Origin of the sequence: Desnuesiella massiliensis (assembly GCF_001403615.1) — a bacterium.
In the GTDB taxonomy this organism is placed as follows: Bacteria; Bacillota; Clostridia; order Clostridiales; family Clostridiaceae; genus Desnuesiella; species Desnuesiella massiliensis.
In genome coordinates this window covers 1,061,268-1,076,101 of sequence record NZ_LN879456.1, presented here as the reverse complement: position 1 = coordinate 1,076,101, position 14,834 = coordinate 1,061,268, and the positions used below count along the sequence as shown (strand labels likewise).

Sequence of the window (14,834 nt, the reverse complement as noted above, 5' to 3'; positions counted from 1 at the left end):
TTTTAACTTGATTTATGGTTTGCAATAGTAGTAGTAAGGGGAGGAATTATTTGCTTCTTCCTAGATAGTACTCCAGGTAAGTAAACAGAATCCTTTCCAAGTTTTATGTCAAAGGTCTTTTCAACAATCTCCTTATTAGGGCCTTCTACCATGATTTCTGAACCTTCATTAAAAATATCTGTAAGTACAAATATTAAAATATTGAAGTTTTCTCTTTCCACCTTTGATTTCATTAAGCTTGTCATTTCATCCTTTATGGGAAGGAAGCTCTCCATATCCATAGTGTTTATTTGAGATACTCCAATTTTCATATCACTCAAATTAAATATTTTAAAGTCTTGATGGAATACATCTTCAGCGGTTCTATCCTTTAAAGAGGTACCAGCCTTAAACATTTCCTTAGCGAATTTTTCTACATCTATATCAGCTATTCCAGCTAATCTTTTTAATACTAATTTATCTACTAGAGTAGAGGTGGGAGATTTAAATAACAAAGTATCTGAGATAATTGCAGCGCATAGAACGCCTGCTGCTTTTTTAGAGGGTCTGATGCCATTTTCAAAGAATATGGAGCCTACTATAGTAGAAGTGCTTCCAACAGGCTCATTTCTAAAATAAATAGGATTTCCAGTTTGAACATCAGCTATTCTGTGATGGTCTATTATCTCTAATATCTCGGCATCCTCTATACCATGGACGGATTGGCCTAATTCGTTATGATCTAGCAGTATTACTTTTTTCTTATTTTTAGATATTAAATGATATCTAGATATGCTACCCACCACCATATTTTCTGTATTTACCACAGGGTAGCTCCTATATCTTGTTTCTAACATAACATCTTTAATATCTTCCACAAAATCCTCTGTAGAAAAGCTTATAAGATTATCTTTTGCCATGACATATTCTACAGGTATGCTTTGAGTAATGAGCCTTGCAGCTGTAAAAGTATCATAGGGAGTAGTTATAATGGAGCAGCCTAGTTTTTTAGCATTTTCAATTAAGGACTCCTTTATGTCATGATTCCCTGTAACTATCATAAGTGAAGCTTTGGAGGCCACTATGATTTCCTGGGTATCTTCTCTATCTCCACAAATAGCTATATCTCCTTCTTCAATTAGACCTTTTACACTATTTGGTCCCATGGCTGTAACAATGATTTTTCCTAAAAAGTTAGGATTTTCTCCGTGGACATATATAGGCTTAGCAGACAAGGTGTCTAAAATATTTTCAAGCTTAGTTCCACTTTTAGATAGTATGCAATTATCCCACACATCCATGTAACTAGAGGTAAGGCTTGATACAGATACCACTCCTATGAGCACGCCGCTTTCATCTGTTACAGGCAGAGTCTTCACATTATTTCTTTTCATCAAATTCCAAGCCATTTTTAACGAAATATCAGGTGCTATAGGTGCTATATTGTCTATATTTAAATCGGCAACCTGAAGTTTTACAGTTTCTATTAATTGAGGAGGTTCCACACCAAAGTGTTCTAAAATAAATTTTGTTTCCCTGTTTATTTCTCCAAGTCTAACAGGGATTGCTGTGGCAGTGCCAGTTTTGTTTTTAAATTCTGAATAAGCTAGGGCAGCACAAATAGAATCCGTATCTGGATTTTTGTGCCCTGTTATGTAAATAACATCTTTCACTAAAATTCTTCCTCCTTTGTGCATCTAAGAAAATGACCAGTCAAATAGCATAAAGAGCTGATTAGTTATTTCCGAAGATACATTAATGATTATATGGATATATTTTATAGATAAAACTTTTAGTTGTAAAGTATTCATTATGATAACATAACAAAAAACTTTCATAACTATACCCTCTATGTTCATATATTACTATATAGATATGAAAGTCTACATTATATTAGGCATCGTAAAAAAAATAACTAGTCAAAGATGCGAAGTATATTTTGCGTAAGACAAGGACACAGGTTCCATTAATAGTGGGGCTATTAGTGGGTTCTGTGGACGCAGTATTACGCAAAATAGACGAGTAGACTGGCTAGTTATTTTTTTGGAGATGCCTTAAAAGGGGGGTTACACTTTGGTTGAAGAAAAGGAAATACTCAGAGGACTCACTTCACAAGAAGCTGAAAGAAGACTAAAAGAGTATGGGTATAATGTAATTGAGAATAAAAAGAAAATCTCACCATTTCTTATCTTCTTTGCTCAATTTAACGATTTTATTGTATGGGTTCTCATAGCTGCCACTGTAATATCCGGGGCCATGGGAGATATGGCAGATGCCATTACCATATTAATAATAGTTATAATTAATGCTATCTTGGGATTTATTCAGGAGTATAAAACTGAAAAGTCACTGGAGGCTTTAAAAAGTCTAGCTGCACCTACAACTAAAGTAATTAGAAATGGCCATATACAGGTAATTAATGCAGAATTAATCACCATTGGGGATTTAGTTGTGCTAGAAGCTGGAGATAAGGTACCCGCAGATGGTATGCTGATGGAATGCAGTGGCATGGTAGTAGATGAATCTCTGCTTACAGGGGAATCTGTAGGAGTTAATAAAAGCTCAAGTGCAAAAGAAAATGGAGTTTTCATGGGGACTATTGTGCTTAAGGGTAGAGGGGTAGCTAAGATAATTCATACAGGTATGAAAACAGAAATGGGTAAAATTGCAGATATGCTTCAAAGCATAGAAGCTGAAAAGTCACCTTTAAAAGAAAAGCTAGAATCCTTAGGACGTATATTAGTAGTTATATGTGTAGCCATTTGCGCGGTGGTAACATTAGTAGGTATAAGCAGAGGGCAAAAAATAACTGAGATGTTCTTACTAGGTGTTAGCTTAGCTGTGGCAGCCATACCAGAAGGACTAGCTGCTATAGTAACAGTATCCCTAGCTCTCGGGGTATCTAGGATGTTAAAAAGAAAAGCCCTTGTTAGAAAGCTGCCAGCAGTAGAAACATTAGGTTGTACATCTGTAATATGCAGCGATAAAACCGGAACTTTGACTGAAAATAGAATGAGTGTTAAAGCTCTATATTTTGATGAACATTTATACGAAATGGACAAGGTTTCCTTGGCACAAAATAATATTTTAAAGAAAATTTTTGTATATTGTAATGATTGTAGTTGTAATTATGAGGAGAAAAATATAGTAAAAGCTCTTATGGGTGATCCTACGGAAACCGCTTTGATTAAGGTGTATTTTAAGGAGGTAGAAGCTTTAAAAAATTACCTTATGAAAGGGAAGAGAACCTATGACATACCCTTTGATTCTAACAGAAAGATGATGTCTGTGGTGATTAAAGAAGATAATAAAGAGTGCTGTTATGTAAAAGGAGCACCAGAAAGGTTAATAAACAAATGTGACTATATATTAGAAAATGGTGTTGTTCAACCCTTTACCTCTATGAAAAAGACCAAGGTAGTAAAGATGGTGGAGGAGATGTCTAATAAAGCCTTAAGATGTATAGCTGGAGCTTATAAGGATAAGGATATAGTAAAGAGCTTTAGTCTGGAAAGAAATCTAATATTTGTTGGCATAGCGGGCATAATAGATCCTCCTAGACCAGAAGTAAAGGATGCAGTATTAAAGTGCAAAATGGCAGGCATAAAGCCTATAATGATCACAGGAGATCACAAAAATACTGCTTATGCTATAGGTAGGGAATTAGACATATGCAAGAACATAGAAGAGGTCATAACAGGGGATGAAATCGAGACTTTAAGTGATAAAGACTTAGAGAGTAAGATAAATACCATAAAAATTTTTGCAAGAGTAAGTCCTAATCACAAGTTGAGAATAGTAAGGGCCTTTAAAAAGAAAAAAAATATAGTAGCTATGACCGGTGATGGAGTAAATGATGCCCCAGCTATAAAAGAGGCAGACATAGGAATCTCCATGGGCATATCTGGTACGGATGTAACGAAAGAAGCCTCATCTATGATACTTATGGACGATAACTTTACTACTATAGTAGCTGCTGTGGAGGAAGGCAGAATAATTTATGATAATATAAGAAAGTTTATAAGGTACTTATTGTCCTGTAACTTAGGAGAAGTTCTCACCATGTTTTTAGCAGCTTTATTTTATATAGAGAACCCATTAAGTCCAATTCAAATACTATTTGTAAACTTAGCTACAGATGGGTTACCAGCCATTGCTTTGGGAGTGGATCCTCCAGATAGAGATATAATGAGCCAAAAACCTAGAAGAAAGGATGAAAGCATATTTGCAAGAGGGCTTACAGAAAAGATTATAATTAGAGGAAGTTTAATAGGTGTATGCACTCTTATATCTTTCCTCATGGGAAAATACTATAACATGCCTTTGGCAGCTTGTAGAACTATGGCATTAAGCACACTAGTTTTATCTCAGCTTATACATGTGTTCGAATGTAGGTCTGAACATCATTCCATATTTGAAATAAAATTATTTACTAATATATATTTGGTAGGAGCGGTGCTAGTGTCTACAATTATGTTACTTAGCATAATTTATATTCCAGTGTTCCAAGGCATTTTTCATACCTATGCATTAAATATTGGACAATGGGCTATAGTAGTTTTCTTTTCTGGAATAATAGCCTTTATAAATAGTATGTATCTTTATATAAAAAGGTAAAGGTTAATGCACAATTCACAGTGCACAATTGCGGTAGATTTTTCTACGCTACTCTACGAAAAATCTTTAATTTATATTTTAAAAATAAAAAGGCAAAGTCTGTGGCTAAGAATTAGCCACGCTTTGCTTTTTTTATAAATTCACAATTTTTTCGTAATGCTAATGGAGAAAGAATTTCCTTCATTGTGAACTGTGAATTGAAAAACTCTATTTCATTCTCTGAACTTTCTGCACTCTTTTAACTTGAGCCCCTTCTACAGGTACTAAGTCTTTTTTAGTAGTAAGGTTCCTAACATTCATAATCTCAATTACTTCTCTATTTTCCTTACCCTTTTTACCCTTCAACCCTTGAACAATAACCAAATTTCCTTGATTTATAGTAATAAATTCAGGCTTCTTAAACCATTTGTTCTTCTTGTAGGTGCATTTTATAACACTTTTACTTCTTTCAGGTCTTACTATAAGTACCGCTGATATTTTATGAAAAATCCATAAAATTGTTTTTTCTTCAACTTTTACAGAAACCACATTTCCTTGGACTTGAGCAAGTCTGTCTCCATACTTTTTTAAATAAGATTCAGTGTAATGTTTTGCTAGTTTTTCTTTAAAACCCATAATAATAACTCCTTTTCAAATTAATTTTTATAATAAGCATAATTGCGATATAAACATATTATTTTATTGCTAGAAAGTATTATAACATAGTATATTTTTTTATGAAATAGCCTTTAGTAATATTATAAACATTTTTATAAAATATAACAGTAGAAAATATTATAAAATAAACTATGAAACTTACATATTTTTATAAAATATGATATTATTAAAATGATAATGGATAATTTTATAGAATAAGGTGATAGTATGTGTCTTGGAATAGCTTTGAAAATTGTTGAAATAGATGGAAATATAGGGATTGGCGAAGTAAACGGTATCAAAAAAAATATAAGATTGGATTTAGTGCCTAGCATTAAGTTAGGTGATTTTGTTATGGTTCATGCAGGCTTTGCTTTGGATATAATAGATGAAGCTACGGCCAATGAGAATATAGAGGCCTTAAATGAAGTGGCTGAAGCCCTTAAGAGAGGTTAGTTTAGATATATGAATGAGAATATAATGAAAAAAATAGATTTTATTAATTCCTACAAGGAGTCTATAAATATAATGGAAGTCTGTGGTACTCATACCATGGCTATTGGAAAATACGGTATAAGACAAATAATTAATGACAACATAAATTTAATATCGGGACCAGGATGTCCTGTATGCGTGACCCCTAATAAATATATTGATTATATTTATGAACTTTCCTTAGAAAAAGAGATAATTGTAGCCACTTATGGAGATATGATAAGGGTGCCTGGCTCTACACCATATATAAGTCTAGAAAAGGCCAAAGCTCAAGGTGCAAATGTAAAATTAGTTTATTCAAGTCTAGATGCATTAAAGCTGGCAGAAAAACATAGAGATAAAAAGGTGGTTTTTTTAGGAATTGGCTTTGAAACTACCGCTCCTGCTACAGCTATAGCTATAAAGGAGGCCTATAATAACAATATAGATAATTTCCATGTTCTTTCTATGCATAAAATCATAGAGCCAGTGATGAGCTTACTTTTAGAGGATAATACCTTAGATATTCAGGGATTTTTATGTCCAGGCCATGTGGCTGTAGTAATAGGAGAACAAGGCTTTAAATTTATTGATAAGTATAATTGTGCTAGTGCCATAACAGGCTTTGACTTAGAGGACATTTTGAGTGGATTAGTAGACATAATTAAATGTATAAAAAATAAAGATTTTACCTTAAAAAACAGCTATAATAGATTAGTAAAACCTGAAGGCAACAAACAAGCCAAATTTATTATAGAAGAGGTTTTCTGTATAAAGGATGATGAATGGAGAGGCCTGGGAACCATTAGGGACAGTTCCTTAAAGATTAGAGAGAGGTTTAGTGAATTTGACATCGAAGCTCTTTATCCTATGAAATCAGATATTAGTGTTACTACACCTTGCCAATGTGGAGAGGTCTTAAAGGGGAGTATTAAACCCTGTGAATGTAAATTATTTCATAAGGTGTGTAATCCTGATAATCCTATAGGACCTTGTATGGTTTCTAGTGAAGGAAGTTGTGCAGCTTATTATAGATATGGCTAGTTTTTATTCTTCTAAACTTATGATGGAGGTTGTGACGATATGGAAGAAATAATTTCATTATCCTATGGAAATGGTGGTAAAAAAACATACAAATTAATAAATGAACTATTGATACCTAATATTGGCAATGATATTTTAAATTCTTTAGGAGATGGTGCTTCACTCAGGATGAATAGTTCTGACATTTGCTTTTCTACAGATAGTTTTGTTATAGATCCTTATATATTTCCAGGTGGAGATATAGGAAAGCTTAGCGTGTGTGGTACCATCAATGATCTGGTCATGTGTGGTAGTATTCCGAAATTTTTAAGTCTTTCTTTTATATTGGAAGAAGGATTTCTTCTTTCTCATCTAGAATTAGTAATAAAATCCATCGCTGACACTGTAAATAAATTAGGAGTATTAGTGGTGACAGGAGATACTAAAGTAGTGGATAGAGGTCATGGACATGGGATTTATATTAACACTTCGGGTATTGGAGAAAAAATTCCCTCATTAAATTTAAGTGAAAAAAGAATTGCAAAAGGAGATAAGGTTATTCTAACTGGTGCTTGCGGGAATCATGGTATAGCTATACTTTGCGCGAGAGAAGAACTTTTAGAAAGCAATATTACTTCAGACTGCATGCCTTTAATCGATATATTAAATGTAGTCCAAAAATATGGTGAGTCTGTAAAAATTATGAGAGATCCTACTAGAGGAGGTATTGCTACTACATTAAATGAATTTGTGGAAAACATAGAATACTCTATAGAGCTACAAGAAGAACTTATTCCCATAGATGATAATGTAAAAAATGCCTGCGACCTTTTAGGTTTAGATCCATTGTACAGTGCTAATGAGGGAAAAGCTTTAATTGTGGTATCAGAAGAGAAAGCAGAGGCTTTTCTAAAGGATTTAAGGGAGATTCACAGCTTTAAAGATGCAAGTATTATAGGACAAGTGGTGGACTATACAAAGTCCAAGGTAATCTTACAAAATCCTCTTGGAGGAAAAAGGATTTTGGACAAACTAAGCTATGATTTACTACCTAGGATATGCTAAAAATTTTTAGATAGAATTGTCTAAATATTTTTATTTATAATAATATTAACTTTTTATATTTTTAGTTAAAATATTCACAAAATATGAGGAGGCAAATTATGCATAAGTTTGATGGAACTTATATTACGAAAGAGGAACTGGTACCTTTAGCAAAAAAAATGCTTAGTGAAAAAAGACGATTGCTCATTATGAATGGATATGTGGATAAAGAGGGGAATAACGTGGTAGCTTATAATTTTGATATAAGCGGCGATGTTAAGACTTATTTATGTAAAGGATATGATGTTCTACCCTCAATTACACCTATTTATGGAGGCTCCGCCCAATGGTGTGAGGAAGAAATTTGCGAAATGATGCCTATTAATTTTGAAGGTTTAAATAAATCCGGAAGATTATTTTTACCTGATGATTTTGATGGCAGCGGTCAAATTTTGGTTATGCCTCTATCAGAACTTAAAAAATGTGACTGTGGAAATGAAAACTGCAAAAAATGCAATAAGGAGGGCTAACATATGAGTTATACTATTCCAATTGGACCATACCATCCATCATTAGAAGAGCCAGTACATGTTAAGCTTTATACTGATGGAGAGATTATTCAAAATTCAGATGTATTTATAGGCTATAATCATAGAGGTATTGAAAAATTAGCCACAGAAAGAAACTTTATTCAAACTATTACATTGGTTGAAAGAGTTTGTGGGATTTGCTCTCATTCACATACCTTAGCTTACTGCTTGGCTTTAGAGAGTATTGCAGACATGGAAGTGCCAAAAAGAGGATCTTACATAAGAGTTATAATAGGAGAGCTGGAGAGACTTCATTCTCACTTTTTGTGGTTAGGTTTAGCTTCTCATATAATTGGTTTTGATAGCGCCTTTATGTATACCTTTGCAGCTAGAGAGAAAGTAATGGAAATGTTAGAGATGCTGACAGGAAATAGAGTTAACTATGCTATGAATATAGTAGGTGGGTCAAGAAGGGATTTAAGTAAAGAACAGCTACAAGATCTAGTGAGAATGGTGGAGGAGTTAAAAGAGCCTTTCAATAGAATATTAAATATATTTGGAACAGATAAAACCATAGTTTTAAGAACTAAGGGTGTAGGTATATTAACCTTAGAGGATGCTTGGATTTATGGTGCATGCGGACCTCATGGAAGAGCTTCAGGTATGACTGACGATGTTAGAAAGGTAGATCCTTACTGCTGCTACGAGGATTTTGAGTTCAATGTAGCTATTCAAGAGGCTGGAGATGTGTTCTCTAGAGCAGTAGTGAGACTTCTAGAAATAGAGGAAAGTTTAAAAATTATAACTCAAGCTTCTAAAAATATGCCTGATACGCCGATTAACCTAGGCATTAAGTTGCCTAAAATACCAGCCGGAGAGTATGTTAGCAGAATAGAAGCACCAAGAGGAGAGGTAACCTATTATGTAGTTACAGACGGTGGACAAAACAATTGGAGAGTAAATATACATGTTCCTACTTTTAAAAATGCAGCTACAGTGCCTGTAATGCTTAAGAATAATTCCATCGCAGATGCAGGTTTGATTGTGGCAAGTATCGACCCTTGTTTCTCCTGTCTAGATAGATAATAAAATGCATGAACTTTCGGTAACGCAAAATATTATAAAAATATCTAGTGAAGAGGCATTAAAACATAATGCCTCTAAAGTAAAAGAAATCAGAATTAAAGTAGGAGAGCTTTCAGGACTTATACCTAGCTGCATTCAATATTATTTTGATATAGCTAGCCAAGGAACTCCTGTAGAGGGAGCCTTATTAAATATTGAAAAAATACCTATTGCTATAAGCTGTAGTAATTGCAATTATGAAGGAAATATTAAGGAAAAATCATACAATTGCCCTGTTTGTGAAAGTTATAATGTAAAGATAATTAGAGGCAATGAGTTTTTAATCGATAGTTTGGAGGTTGACTAAGTTGGATATAAAGGTTGTTAGGCAGATCATGGAGTGGAATGAAAATTGCCATGAAGAGTTACAACAGCATTTTAATGACAAGAAAATATTAATGATAAACATTATGGGCTCCCCAGGAGCTGGAAAGACTACATTCATATTAAAGTTAATAGAAGAGCTAAAGAGTGAAAATCTTAGGGTAGGAGTTATTGAAGGCGATATAGCAGGAAAGATTGATGCTGAAAAAATGGCGGAAAAAGGAATACCTGTGGTGCAACTAAATACGGATGGAGCTTGTCATATTGAAGCTCAATCTATAAAAAATATAGTACCTGAATTTGATTTAGATGATTTAGATATACTCATTGTGGAGAATATAGGAAATCTAGTTTGTCCTGCAGAGTTTGATATAGGAGAGCATTTAAAAGTGGCACTTTTAAGCATTCCTGAGGGAGACGACAAGGTAGAAAAATATCCATTAATGTTTACTAGATCTAATGCTTTAGTGCTTACTAAATATGATATGAAGGATTATTTTGGTTTTGACGAAGAAAGAGTAATAAAAAATTGTAAAGCTATGAACAGGGAGGCTGAAATATTTAAAGTCAATTCCTTAAAAGGAGATGGACTAAAAGATTTTATATGCTGGATTAAAGGGTTCATAATTAAGAGCAATTAGAAAGGAGGACAAGTATGAAAAAAATAGCTCCAATAATTTCAACATTTTTATTATGTTTATTATTTTGGATATTCTATGTTTTGCAAGATGTAAATATAGCAAAGATAGATAGTCAAGAGCTTATAGGAGGAATTATAGTTTCACTGATAGTAGCTTTATTCAGTAGTAGATTTCTAATTAAAGAGGATGCTTTTTGGCTACTTAACCCCAAGAGATTAGGTGCTTTAATAGCTTTTATTCCTATATATGCTATAGAGTTATTTAAAGCTAATTGGGATGTAGCTAAAAGAGCCTTATCTCCTAAATTAAATATTAAACCTGGAATTGTAAAGATTGAAACAGAGGTAAAATCAGACTATGGGCTAGCCATGCTAGCAAATTGTATTACACTGACCCCAGGAACCATAGTTATGGACGTGGTGGAGGAAAAAGGAAAATGTTATATGTATATACATTGGATAGATGTACAAAGCCAAAACATTAAAGAGGCTTCAAATACCATTAAAGGAGCTTTTGAACCTTGGGTAAGGAGGATTTTTAAATGATGGCAGATATGACTATGGATTTTATGGTAGTAGCAATAGTGCTTACTATATTAGCTATAAGTTTAATTTATAGAGTTTTAAAAGGACCTCATGCCATAGATAGAGTGGTTGCTGCTGACTCCATAGATGTAATCATTGGATTAGTGATGGTTATCTTCGGTTGTTATGAGGGAAGAGCCCTATATATAGATTTAGGTTTAATAGTTGCTTTACTTGGCTTTGTGGGCACTATATTAATTTCAAAATACTTGGAGGGGAGATTATAATGGTAGTTAGAATCATTATTGATTTATTTTTTGCTCTAGGAATATTTTTTATAATTGCTGGAGTTATTGGTATGATAAGAATGCCAGATACCTTTTGTAGACTACAATCCTCCACTAATATTGTTACTATGGGAGGACTTCCTATACTAATAGGCTGCGCTATATATGGTTTTTCCATAGGAAATAGCTCTATGGGTATAAAGTCTATAATTATAGGAGTGTTTATAATTTTGACTAATCCAGCAGCCTCTCATGCTATGACAAGAGCTGCCTATAGAAGTGGAGCAAAAATGGATGAGAAAAGTGTCTGTGATGAGTATGGGAGGGATAAGATAGATGAGTAGCATATCCATATTAAATACTCTAATTTTAATTGGAATCATAATATCTGGAATATTAGCAGTGGTAATAGATGAAATTCTTCCATGTATTATTGCTACTTCCGTAGTGGGGACTTTTATTGCCATTGAATTTTTACTATTAAGAGCTCCAGACGTGGCTATAGCTGAAGGAGCCGTTGGAGCTATACTTACTCCTGTTATATTTATAATTGCGCTGCAAAAAATCAAGGACAAGGTGCAGCCAGACAATGATGAGGGAGGTAAGTGATATGAAAAAAGCTGTTGCTTGGTTTTCTATAACAGTAATTACTATATTTACTATATATGCTAGCTTTAAAATGGCCGCGTTACCTTCAACTTATGAAGGTATTGCAAATTATATGGTAAATGACACTATGGAAAAGACAGGGGCCATCAATGCGGTTACTGCCATTGTGTTCGACTTTAGGGGATACGATACACTAGGAGAATCCTTTGTGCTATTTACTGCAGTAAGCGGAGCTGCTGTTATCTTAAGGAAAAAATCAAAAGCAAAGGAGGGTAACTGATGAAAAATAAAAATATAAAAAGAAAAGAAGTAATAGTTACTTCCTGTGCAAACGTAGTTTTACCTATAGCATTAGTTCTGGGAGCTTATGTAATATTACACGGACATCTAAGCCCAGGTGGAGGCTTCCAAGGCGGAGTTTTAATTGCTGGAGCTGTAGCTATTTTATATGTAGCTTATGGTCCTAATAAAATTGTGGATACCTTTAATGGTAAAAGATTGAAAATATATGAGGATTTAGGGGCTTTAGGTTTTGTATTTTTAGCTTCTTTAGGCTTAATATATGGGGGAAGCTTTTTTGGAAACGTAGTCAATAGAGGAACCATAGGAAAACTATATAGTTCCGGAACAATTTTTTGGATGAACTTTGCTGTAGGTTATAAAGTACTTGCTGGTATCGGTTTCCTTATAATTGTTATGGTTAGTACTTTAAATAGCGATAAGGAAGAATAAGGGGTGAAAGTATGCTACTTAATTATATAACAGCTTTTCTTCTTATGATATTTGGTCTTTATATAATGATATTTAAGAAGAATTTAATGAAAATAGTAATAGGAATGACTTTATTTGATAGTGGTATAAATTTGCTTTTAATATCCATTGGATTTAGAGCAGGTGGAACAGCTCCTATTTTTATCAGTGATTTAAAAGAAGGAGCATTTTTCGTAGATCCAGTACCTCAAGCTTTGACCTTAACATCTATAGTTATAGGTGCCTGTGTTACAGCCCTTGCTTTATCCCTAGTTATTAAGGTTAAGCAGCATTATGGTACTATAGACGCTGATAAGGTAAGGAGGTTAAATGGATGACTTCATTTGTTAGTAACTTGCCAATAATAGCTATAATTACTCCTTTTACATTAGCTTTCATTATTGGTCTTTTTAAAGATAAGTATATGAATGTTAAGCGTGCTGCTGCATTTTTGGCTACATTAATTTCCCTTATATCAGTGATTCTATTAATAAAACCTATAATGATAGAAGGAAATGTTGCTACCTATTGGATGGGAAATTGGGTGCCAGAAAAGCAGTGGGCTATAGGAATAGGATTAGAAGTGGATGCTCTTGGACTATTTGTAGGTCTCATAATAGCTCTAACTTGTTTGATATCTGCAGTGTATTCCATTCATTATATGGAAAAAGATAATGGATTAGAGAAATATTATACATTATTCTTACTTTTAACTGCCAGTATGATGGGATTTGTATTTACTGGAGACTTATTTAATATGTATGTAATGTTAGAGATCATGACCTTCGCTGCTATAGGGTTAACTGCCTTTAGAAATCAGTTATATAAATCCATAGAGGCAGGGTTTAAATATATAGTAATAGGTTCTCTAGGATCTTCTTTAATACTTTTAGGTACTTGTTTGTTATATGCACAGGTACATACATTGAACTTGGCCCAGATTGCAGCTATTCTACATAGCGATAAATTTACACCAGTTACTATATTAGCTTTAGCTCTGATGTTAACTGGATATGCTGTAAAGGCCTTTTTGGTTCCTTGCCATACCTGGCCGCCAGATGCTCATATGTCAGCCCCATCATCCATATCTATGTTATTATCTGGGGTTATGAGTAAAACAGGAGTTTACGCTATTATCAGAATACTATATATGTTATATCAAGCTTCAGGAAATAAAAGTCTTGAGTTTTTAATAATATTCTGGGGTACTGTAACCATGTTCGTTGGGGTTACTATGGCTCTTATACAAACAGACTTTAAGAGGTTATTGGCTTTTCACTCTGTGTCACAAATAGGATACATAGTGGTGGCCTTAGGGGTAGGTTTAGCATCTAGCAGAACTGTAGCTGTGGTAGGGACTATGGGAGGACTTTATCATATGCTAAATCATGCTATGTTTAAATGCTTACTTTTCTTAAGTGCTGGAGCAGTTTTATATGCTACAGGTACTACTGATTTAAATAAATTAGGTGGATTATCCAAGAGAATGCCTTATACTACAGTTTTATTCCTAATTGGAGCGGCATCTATCAGTGGAATACCTCCTTTTAATGGCTTTGTGTCAAAATGGCTCATATATCAAGCTACCTATGAATCAGGATATGCCGTAGTAACTATAATTGCACTTTTAGTATCAGTAATGACCTTAGCATCCTTCGTAAAAGTAGCTCAATCAGTGTTCTTTGGTCAAATAAGCGAAGAGAACAAGAAGGTAAAAGAAATACCTTGGCTTATGAGAATCCCAATGATGATGTTAGCTTTAGTATGCATAATCGGTGGTGTGGCACCAGATTTAATCAATAGATATCTTATAAAGCCCGCAGCCTTTGCCATGTATAACATAGGTAATTATATAGATGTAATGTTTAGTAAGGGTTTTGCAGCAAAGATGTTTAAGGAAAAAATAGAAATACCAGATATGAATTATGTTTTAGCTGGATATTGGAAACCGGAATCTTGGTTACTTCTTTTCTTTGTTTTATTAATTGCTTTTATATTAATAACTACTATGAATTTAAAATCTAGAAGCAAAAACAATTTAGAAGTAATAGATGAACTAGATACAAAATATGAAAGCTTTACAGGAGGGGAGAAGGAAGAATACTCCCATGTAGGTGGTCATGATTTATTCTGGGGTCTGAAACATCAATTGAAAGGATATTTTAATACTATTCATGAAGCACATAGTGGAGTTGTAAATGACTATGTATTATGGGTGGTGGCTTGTTTAGCAGTAGTTATTATTTACTGTTTTGCACTGCTTTAGGAGGA

Annotated in this window: 18 protein-coding genes; 16 read left to right on the top strand and 2 right to left on the bottom strand. The window is 33.7% G+C overall.

Annotated elements, in window-relative coordinates; translation table 11 throughout:
• Positions 1 to 2: 2 nt before the first annotated feature.
• On the bottom strand, positions 3 to 1,652 hold the full coding sequence (locus tag BN2665_RS16005; RefSeq protein WP_055668094.1) for a putative manganese-dependent inorganic diphosphatase: 1,650 nt from the start codon (positions 1,650 to 1,652) through the stop codon (positions 3 to 5).
• A 400-nt stretch (positions 1,653 to 2,052) separates the two neighbouring features.
• Between BN2665_RS16005 and BN2665_RS16000 the strand changes: the two genes are divergently transcribed.
• Complete coding sequence (locus BN2665_RS16000) at positions 2,053 to 4,596, top strand: calcium-translocating P-type ATPase, PMCA-type (protein ID WP_055668093.1); 2,544 nt, start codon at positions 2,053 to 2,055, stop codon at positions 4,594 to 4,596.
• Positions 4,597 to 4,803: 207 nt separating this feature from the next.
• Here BN2665_RS16000 and BN2665_RS15995 read toward each other — a convergent pair whose 3' ends face one another.
• Positions 4,804 to 5,211 carry a hypothetical protein gene (locus tag BN2665_RS15995; RefSeq protein WP_055668092.1) on the bottom strand — a complete coding sequence of 136 codons (408 nt, stop codon included), beginning with the start codon at positions 5,209 to 5,211 and terminating at the stop codon, positions 4,804 to 4,806.
• Between the two features lie 249 nt (positions 5,212 to 5,460).
• Here BN2665_RS15995 and BN2665_RS15990 point away from each other — a divergent pair, with 249 nt between their 5' ends.
• The 15 genes from BN2665_RS15990 (at position 5,461) to BN2665_RS15920 (ending at position 14,829) form a co-directional block, all read left to right on the top strand.
• The gene (locus BN2665_RS15990; protein WP_055668091.1) at positions 5,461 to 5,688 is read left to right on the top strand and encodes a HypC/HybG/HupF family hydrogenase formation chaperone; all 228 of its coding nucleotides are present in this window, start codon (positions 5,461 to 5,463) and stop codon (positions 5,686 to 5,688) included.
• A 9-nt stretch (positions 5,689 to 5,697) separates the two neighbouring features.
• On the top strand, positions 5,698 to 6,750 hold the full coding sequence (gene hypD, locus BN2665_RS15985; protein ID WP_055668090.1) for a hydrogenase formation protein HypD: 1,053 nt from the start codon (positions 5,698 to 5,700) through the stop codon (positions 6,748 to 6,750).
• Between the two features lie 39 nt (positions 6,751 to 6,789).
• A complete protein-coding gene (gene hypE, locus BN2665_RS15980) occupies positions 6,790 to 7,794 on the top strand; it encodes a hydrogenase expression/formation protein HypE (RefSeq protein WP_055668089.1) in 1,005 nt (334 codons plus the stop codon).
• A 98-nt stretch (positions 7,795 to 7,892) separates the two neighbouring features.
• Positions 7,893 to 8,303, top strand: coding sequence for an NADH-quinone oxidoreductase subunit C (locus BN2665_RS15975; RefSeq protein WP_055668088.1), 411 nt, complete (start codon positions 7,893 to 7,895; stop codon positions 8,301 to 8,303).
• A gap of 3 nt (positions 8,304 to 8,306) precedes the next feature.
• Positions 8,307 to 9,389: a hydrogenase large subunit gene (locus tag BN2665_RS15970; protein WP_055668087.1), complete on the top strand. Its 1,083-nt coding sequence runs from the start codon at positions 8,307 to 8,309 to the stop codon at positions 9,387 to 9,389.
• Positions 9,390 to 9,393: 4 nt separating this feature from the next.
• The gene (hypA, locus tag BN2665_RS15965) at positions 9,394 to 9,735 is read left to right on the top strand and encodes a hydrogenase maturation nickel metallochaperone HypA (protein WP_055668086.1); all 342 of its coding nucleotides are present in this window, start codon (positions 9,394 to 9,396) and stop codon (positions 9,733 to 9,735) included.
• A 1-nt stretch (position 9,736) separates the two neighbouring features.
• The gene (gene hypB / locus BN2665_RS15960) at positions 9,737 to 10,393 is read left to right on the top strand and encodes a hydrogenase nickel incorporation protein HypB (RefSeq protein ID WP_055668085.1); all 657 of its coding nucleotides are present in this window, start codon (positions 9,737 to 9,739) and stop codon (positions 10,391 to 10,393) included.
• Between the two features lie 14 nt (positions 10,394 to 10,407).
• Positions 10,408 to 10,938, top strand: coding sequence for a Na+/H+ antiporter subunit E (locus tag BN2665_RS15955; protein ID WP_055668084.1), 531 nt, complete (start codon positions 10,408 to 10,410; stop codon positions 10,936 to 10,938).
• Positions 10,935 to 11,204, top strand: a complete 270-nt coding sequence (locus tag BN2665_RS15950; protein ID WP_242865961.1) for a monovalent cation/H+ antiporter complex subunit F — start codon at positions 10,935 to 10,937, stop codon at positions 11,202 to 11,204. The genes BN2665_RS15955 and BN2665_RS15950 overlap by 4 nt, the downstream gene beginning before the upstream one ends.
• On the top strand, positions 11,204 to 11,548 hold the full coding sequence (mnhG, locus tag BN2665_RS15945) for a monovalent cation/H(+) antiporter subunit G (RefSeq protein ID WP_055668083.1): 345 nt from the start codon (positions 11,204 to 11,206) through the stop codon (positions 11,546 to 11,548). The genes BN2665_RS15950 and mnhG overlap by 1 nt, the downstream gene beginning before the upstream one ends.
• Positions 11,541 to 11,813, top strand: a complete 273-nt coding sequence (locus BN2665_RS15940; RefSeq protein ID WP_055668082.1) for a Na(+)/H(+) antiporter subunit B — start codon at positions 11,541 to 11,543, stop codon at positions 11,811 to 11,813. The genes mnhG and BN2665_RS15940 overlap by 8 nt, the downstream gene beginning before the upstream one ends.
• 1 nt (position 11,814) lies before the next feature.
• Positions 11,815 to 12,093, top strand: coding sequence for a hydrogen gas-evolving membrane-bound hydrogenase subunit E (gene mbhE / locus BN2665_RS15935; RefSeq protein ID WP_055668081.1), 279 nt, complete (start codon positions 11,815 to 11,817; stop codon positions 12,091 to 12,093).
• Entirely contained in the window at positions 12,093 to 12,545 is a 453-nt protein-coding gene (locus tag BN2665_RS15930) for an MnhB domain-containing protein (protein WP_055668080.1), read from the top strand. Before mbhE ends, BN2665_RS15930 begins: the two co-directional genes overlap by 1 nt.
• Positions 12,546 to 12,556: 11 nt before the next feature.
• Entirely contained in the window at positions 12,557 to 12,901 is a 345-nt protein-coding gene (locus BN2665_RS15925; RefSeq protein ID WP_055668079.1) for a sodium:proton antiporter, read from the top strand.
• On the top strand, positions 12,898 to 14,829 hold the full coding sequence (locus BN2665_RS15920) for a proton-conducting transporter transmembrane domain-containing protein (RefSeq protein WP_055668078.1): 1,932 nt from the start codon (positions 12,898 to 12,900) through the stop codon (positions 14,827 to 14,829). The genes BN2665_RS15925 and BN2665_RS15920 overlap by 4 nt, the downstream gene beginning before the upstream one ends.
• Positions 14,830 to 14,834 lie beyond the last annotated feature (5 nt).

What these genes read in the sequence shown, in the direction of transcription:
- mnhG (WP_055668083.1), top strand. Translation starts at nt 11,204, where the DNA reads ATGGTAGTTAGAATCATTATTGATTTATTTTTTGCTCTAGGAATATTT.
- hypA (WP_055668086.1), top strand. Translation starts at nt 9,394, where the DNA reads ATGCATGAACTTTCGGTAACGCAAAATATTATAAAAATATCTAGTGAA.
- BN2665_RS15970 (WP_055668087.1), top strand. Translation starts at nt 8,307, where the DNA reads ATGAGTTATACTATTCCAATTGGACCATACCATCCATCATTAGAAGAG.
- BN2665_RS15975 (WP_055668088.1), top strand. Translation starts at nt 7,893, where the DNA reads ATGCATAAGTTTGATGGAACTTATATTACGAAAGAGGAACTGGTACCT.
- BN2665_RS15950 (WP_242865961.1), top strand. Translation starts at nt 10,935, where the DNA reads ATGATGGCAGATATGACTATGGATTTTATGGTAGTAGCAATAGTGCTT.
- BN2665_RS15955 (WP_055668084.1), top strand. Translation starts at nt 10,408, where the DNA reads ATGAAAAAAATAGCTCCAATAATTTCAACATTTTTATTATGTTTATTA.
- BN2665_RS15920 (WP_055668078.1), top strand. Translation starts at nt 12,898, where the DNA reads ATGACTTCATTTGTTAGTAACTTGCCAATAATAGCTATAATTACTCCT.
- mbhE (WP_055668081.1), top strand. Translation starts at nt 11,815, where the DNA reads ATGAAAAAAGCTGTTGCTTGGTTTTCTATAACAGTAATTACTATATTT.
- hypD (WP_055668090.1), top strand. Translation starts at nt 5,698, where the DNA reads ATGAATGAGAATATAATGAAAAAAATAGATTTTATTAATTCCTACAAG.
- BN2665_RS15990 (WP_055668091.1), top strand. Translation starts at nt 5,461, where the DNA reads ATGTGTCTTGGAATAGCTTTGAAAATTGTTGAAATAGATGGAAATATA.
- BN2665_RS15925 (WP_055668079.1), top strand. Translation starts at nt 12,557, where the DNA reads ATGCTACTTAATTATATAACAGCTTTTCTTCTTATGATATTTGGTCTT.
- BN2665_RS15930 (WP_055668080.1), top strand. Translation starts at nt 12,093, where the DNA reads ATGAAAAATAAAAATATAAAAAGAAAAGAAGTAATAGTTACTTCCTGT.
- BN2665_RS15940 (WP_055668082.1), top strand. Translation starts at nt 11,541, where the DNA reads ATGAGTAGCATATCCATATTAAATACTCTAATTTTAATTGGAATCATA.
- BN2665_RS15995 (WP_055668092.1), bottom strand. Translation starts at nt 5,211, where the DNA reads ATGGGTTTTAAAGAAAAACTAGCAAAACATTACACTGAATCTTATTTA.
- hypE (WP_055668089.1), top strand. Translation starts at nt 6,790, where the DNA reads ATGGAAGAAATAATTTCATTATCCTATGGAAATGGTGGTAAAAAAACA.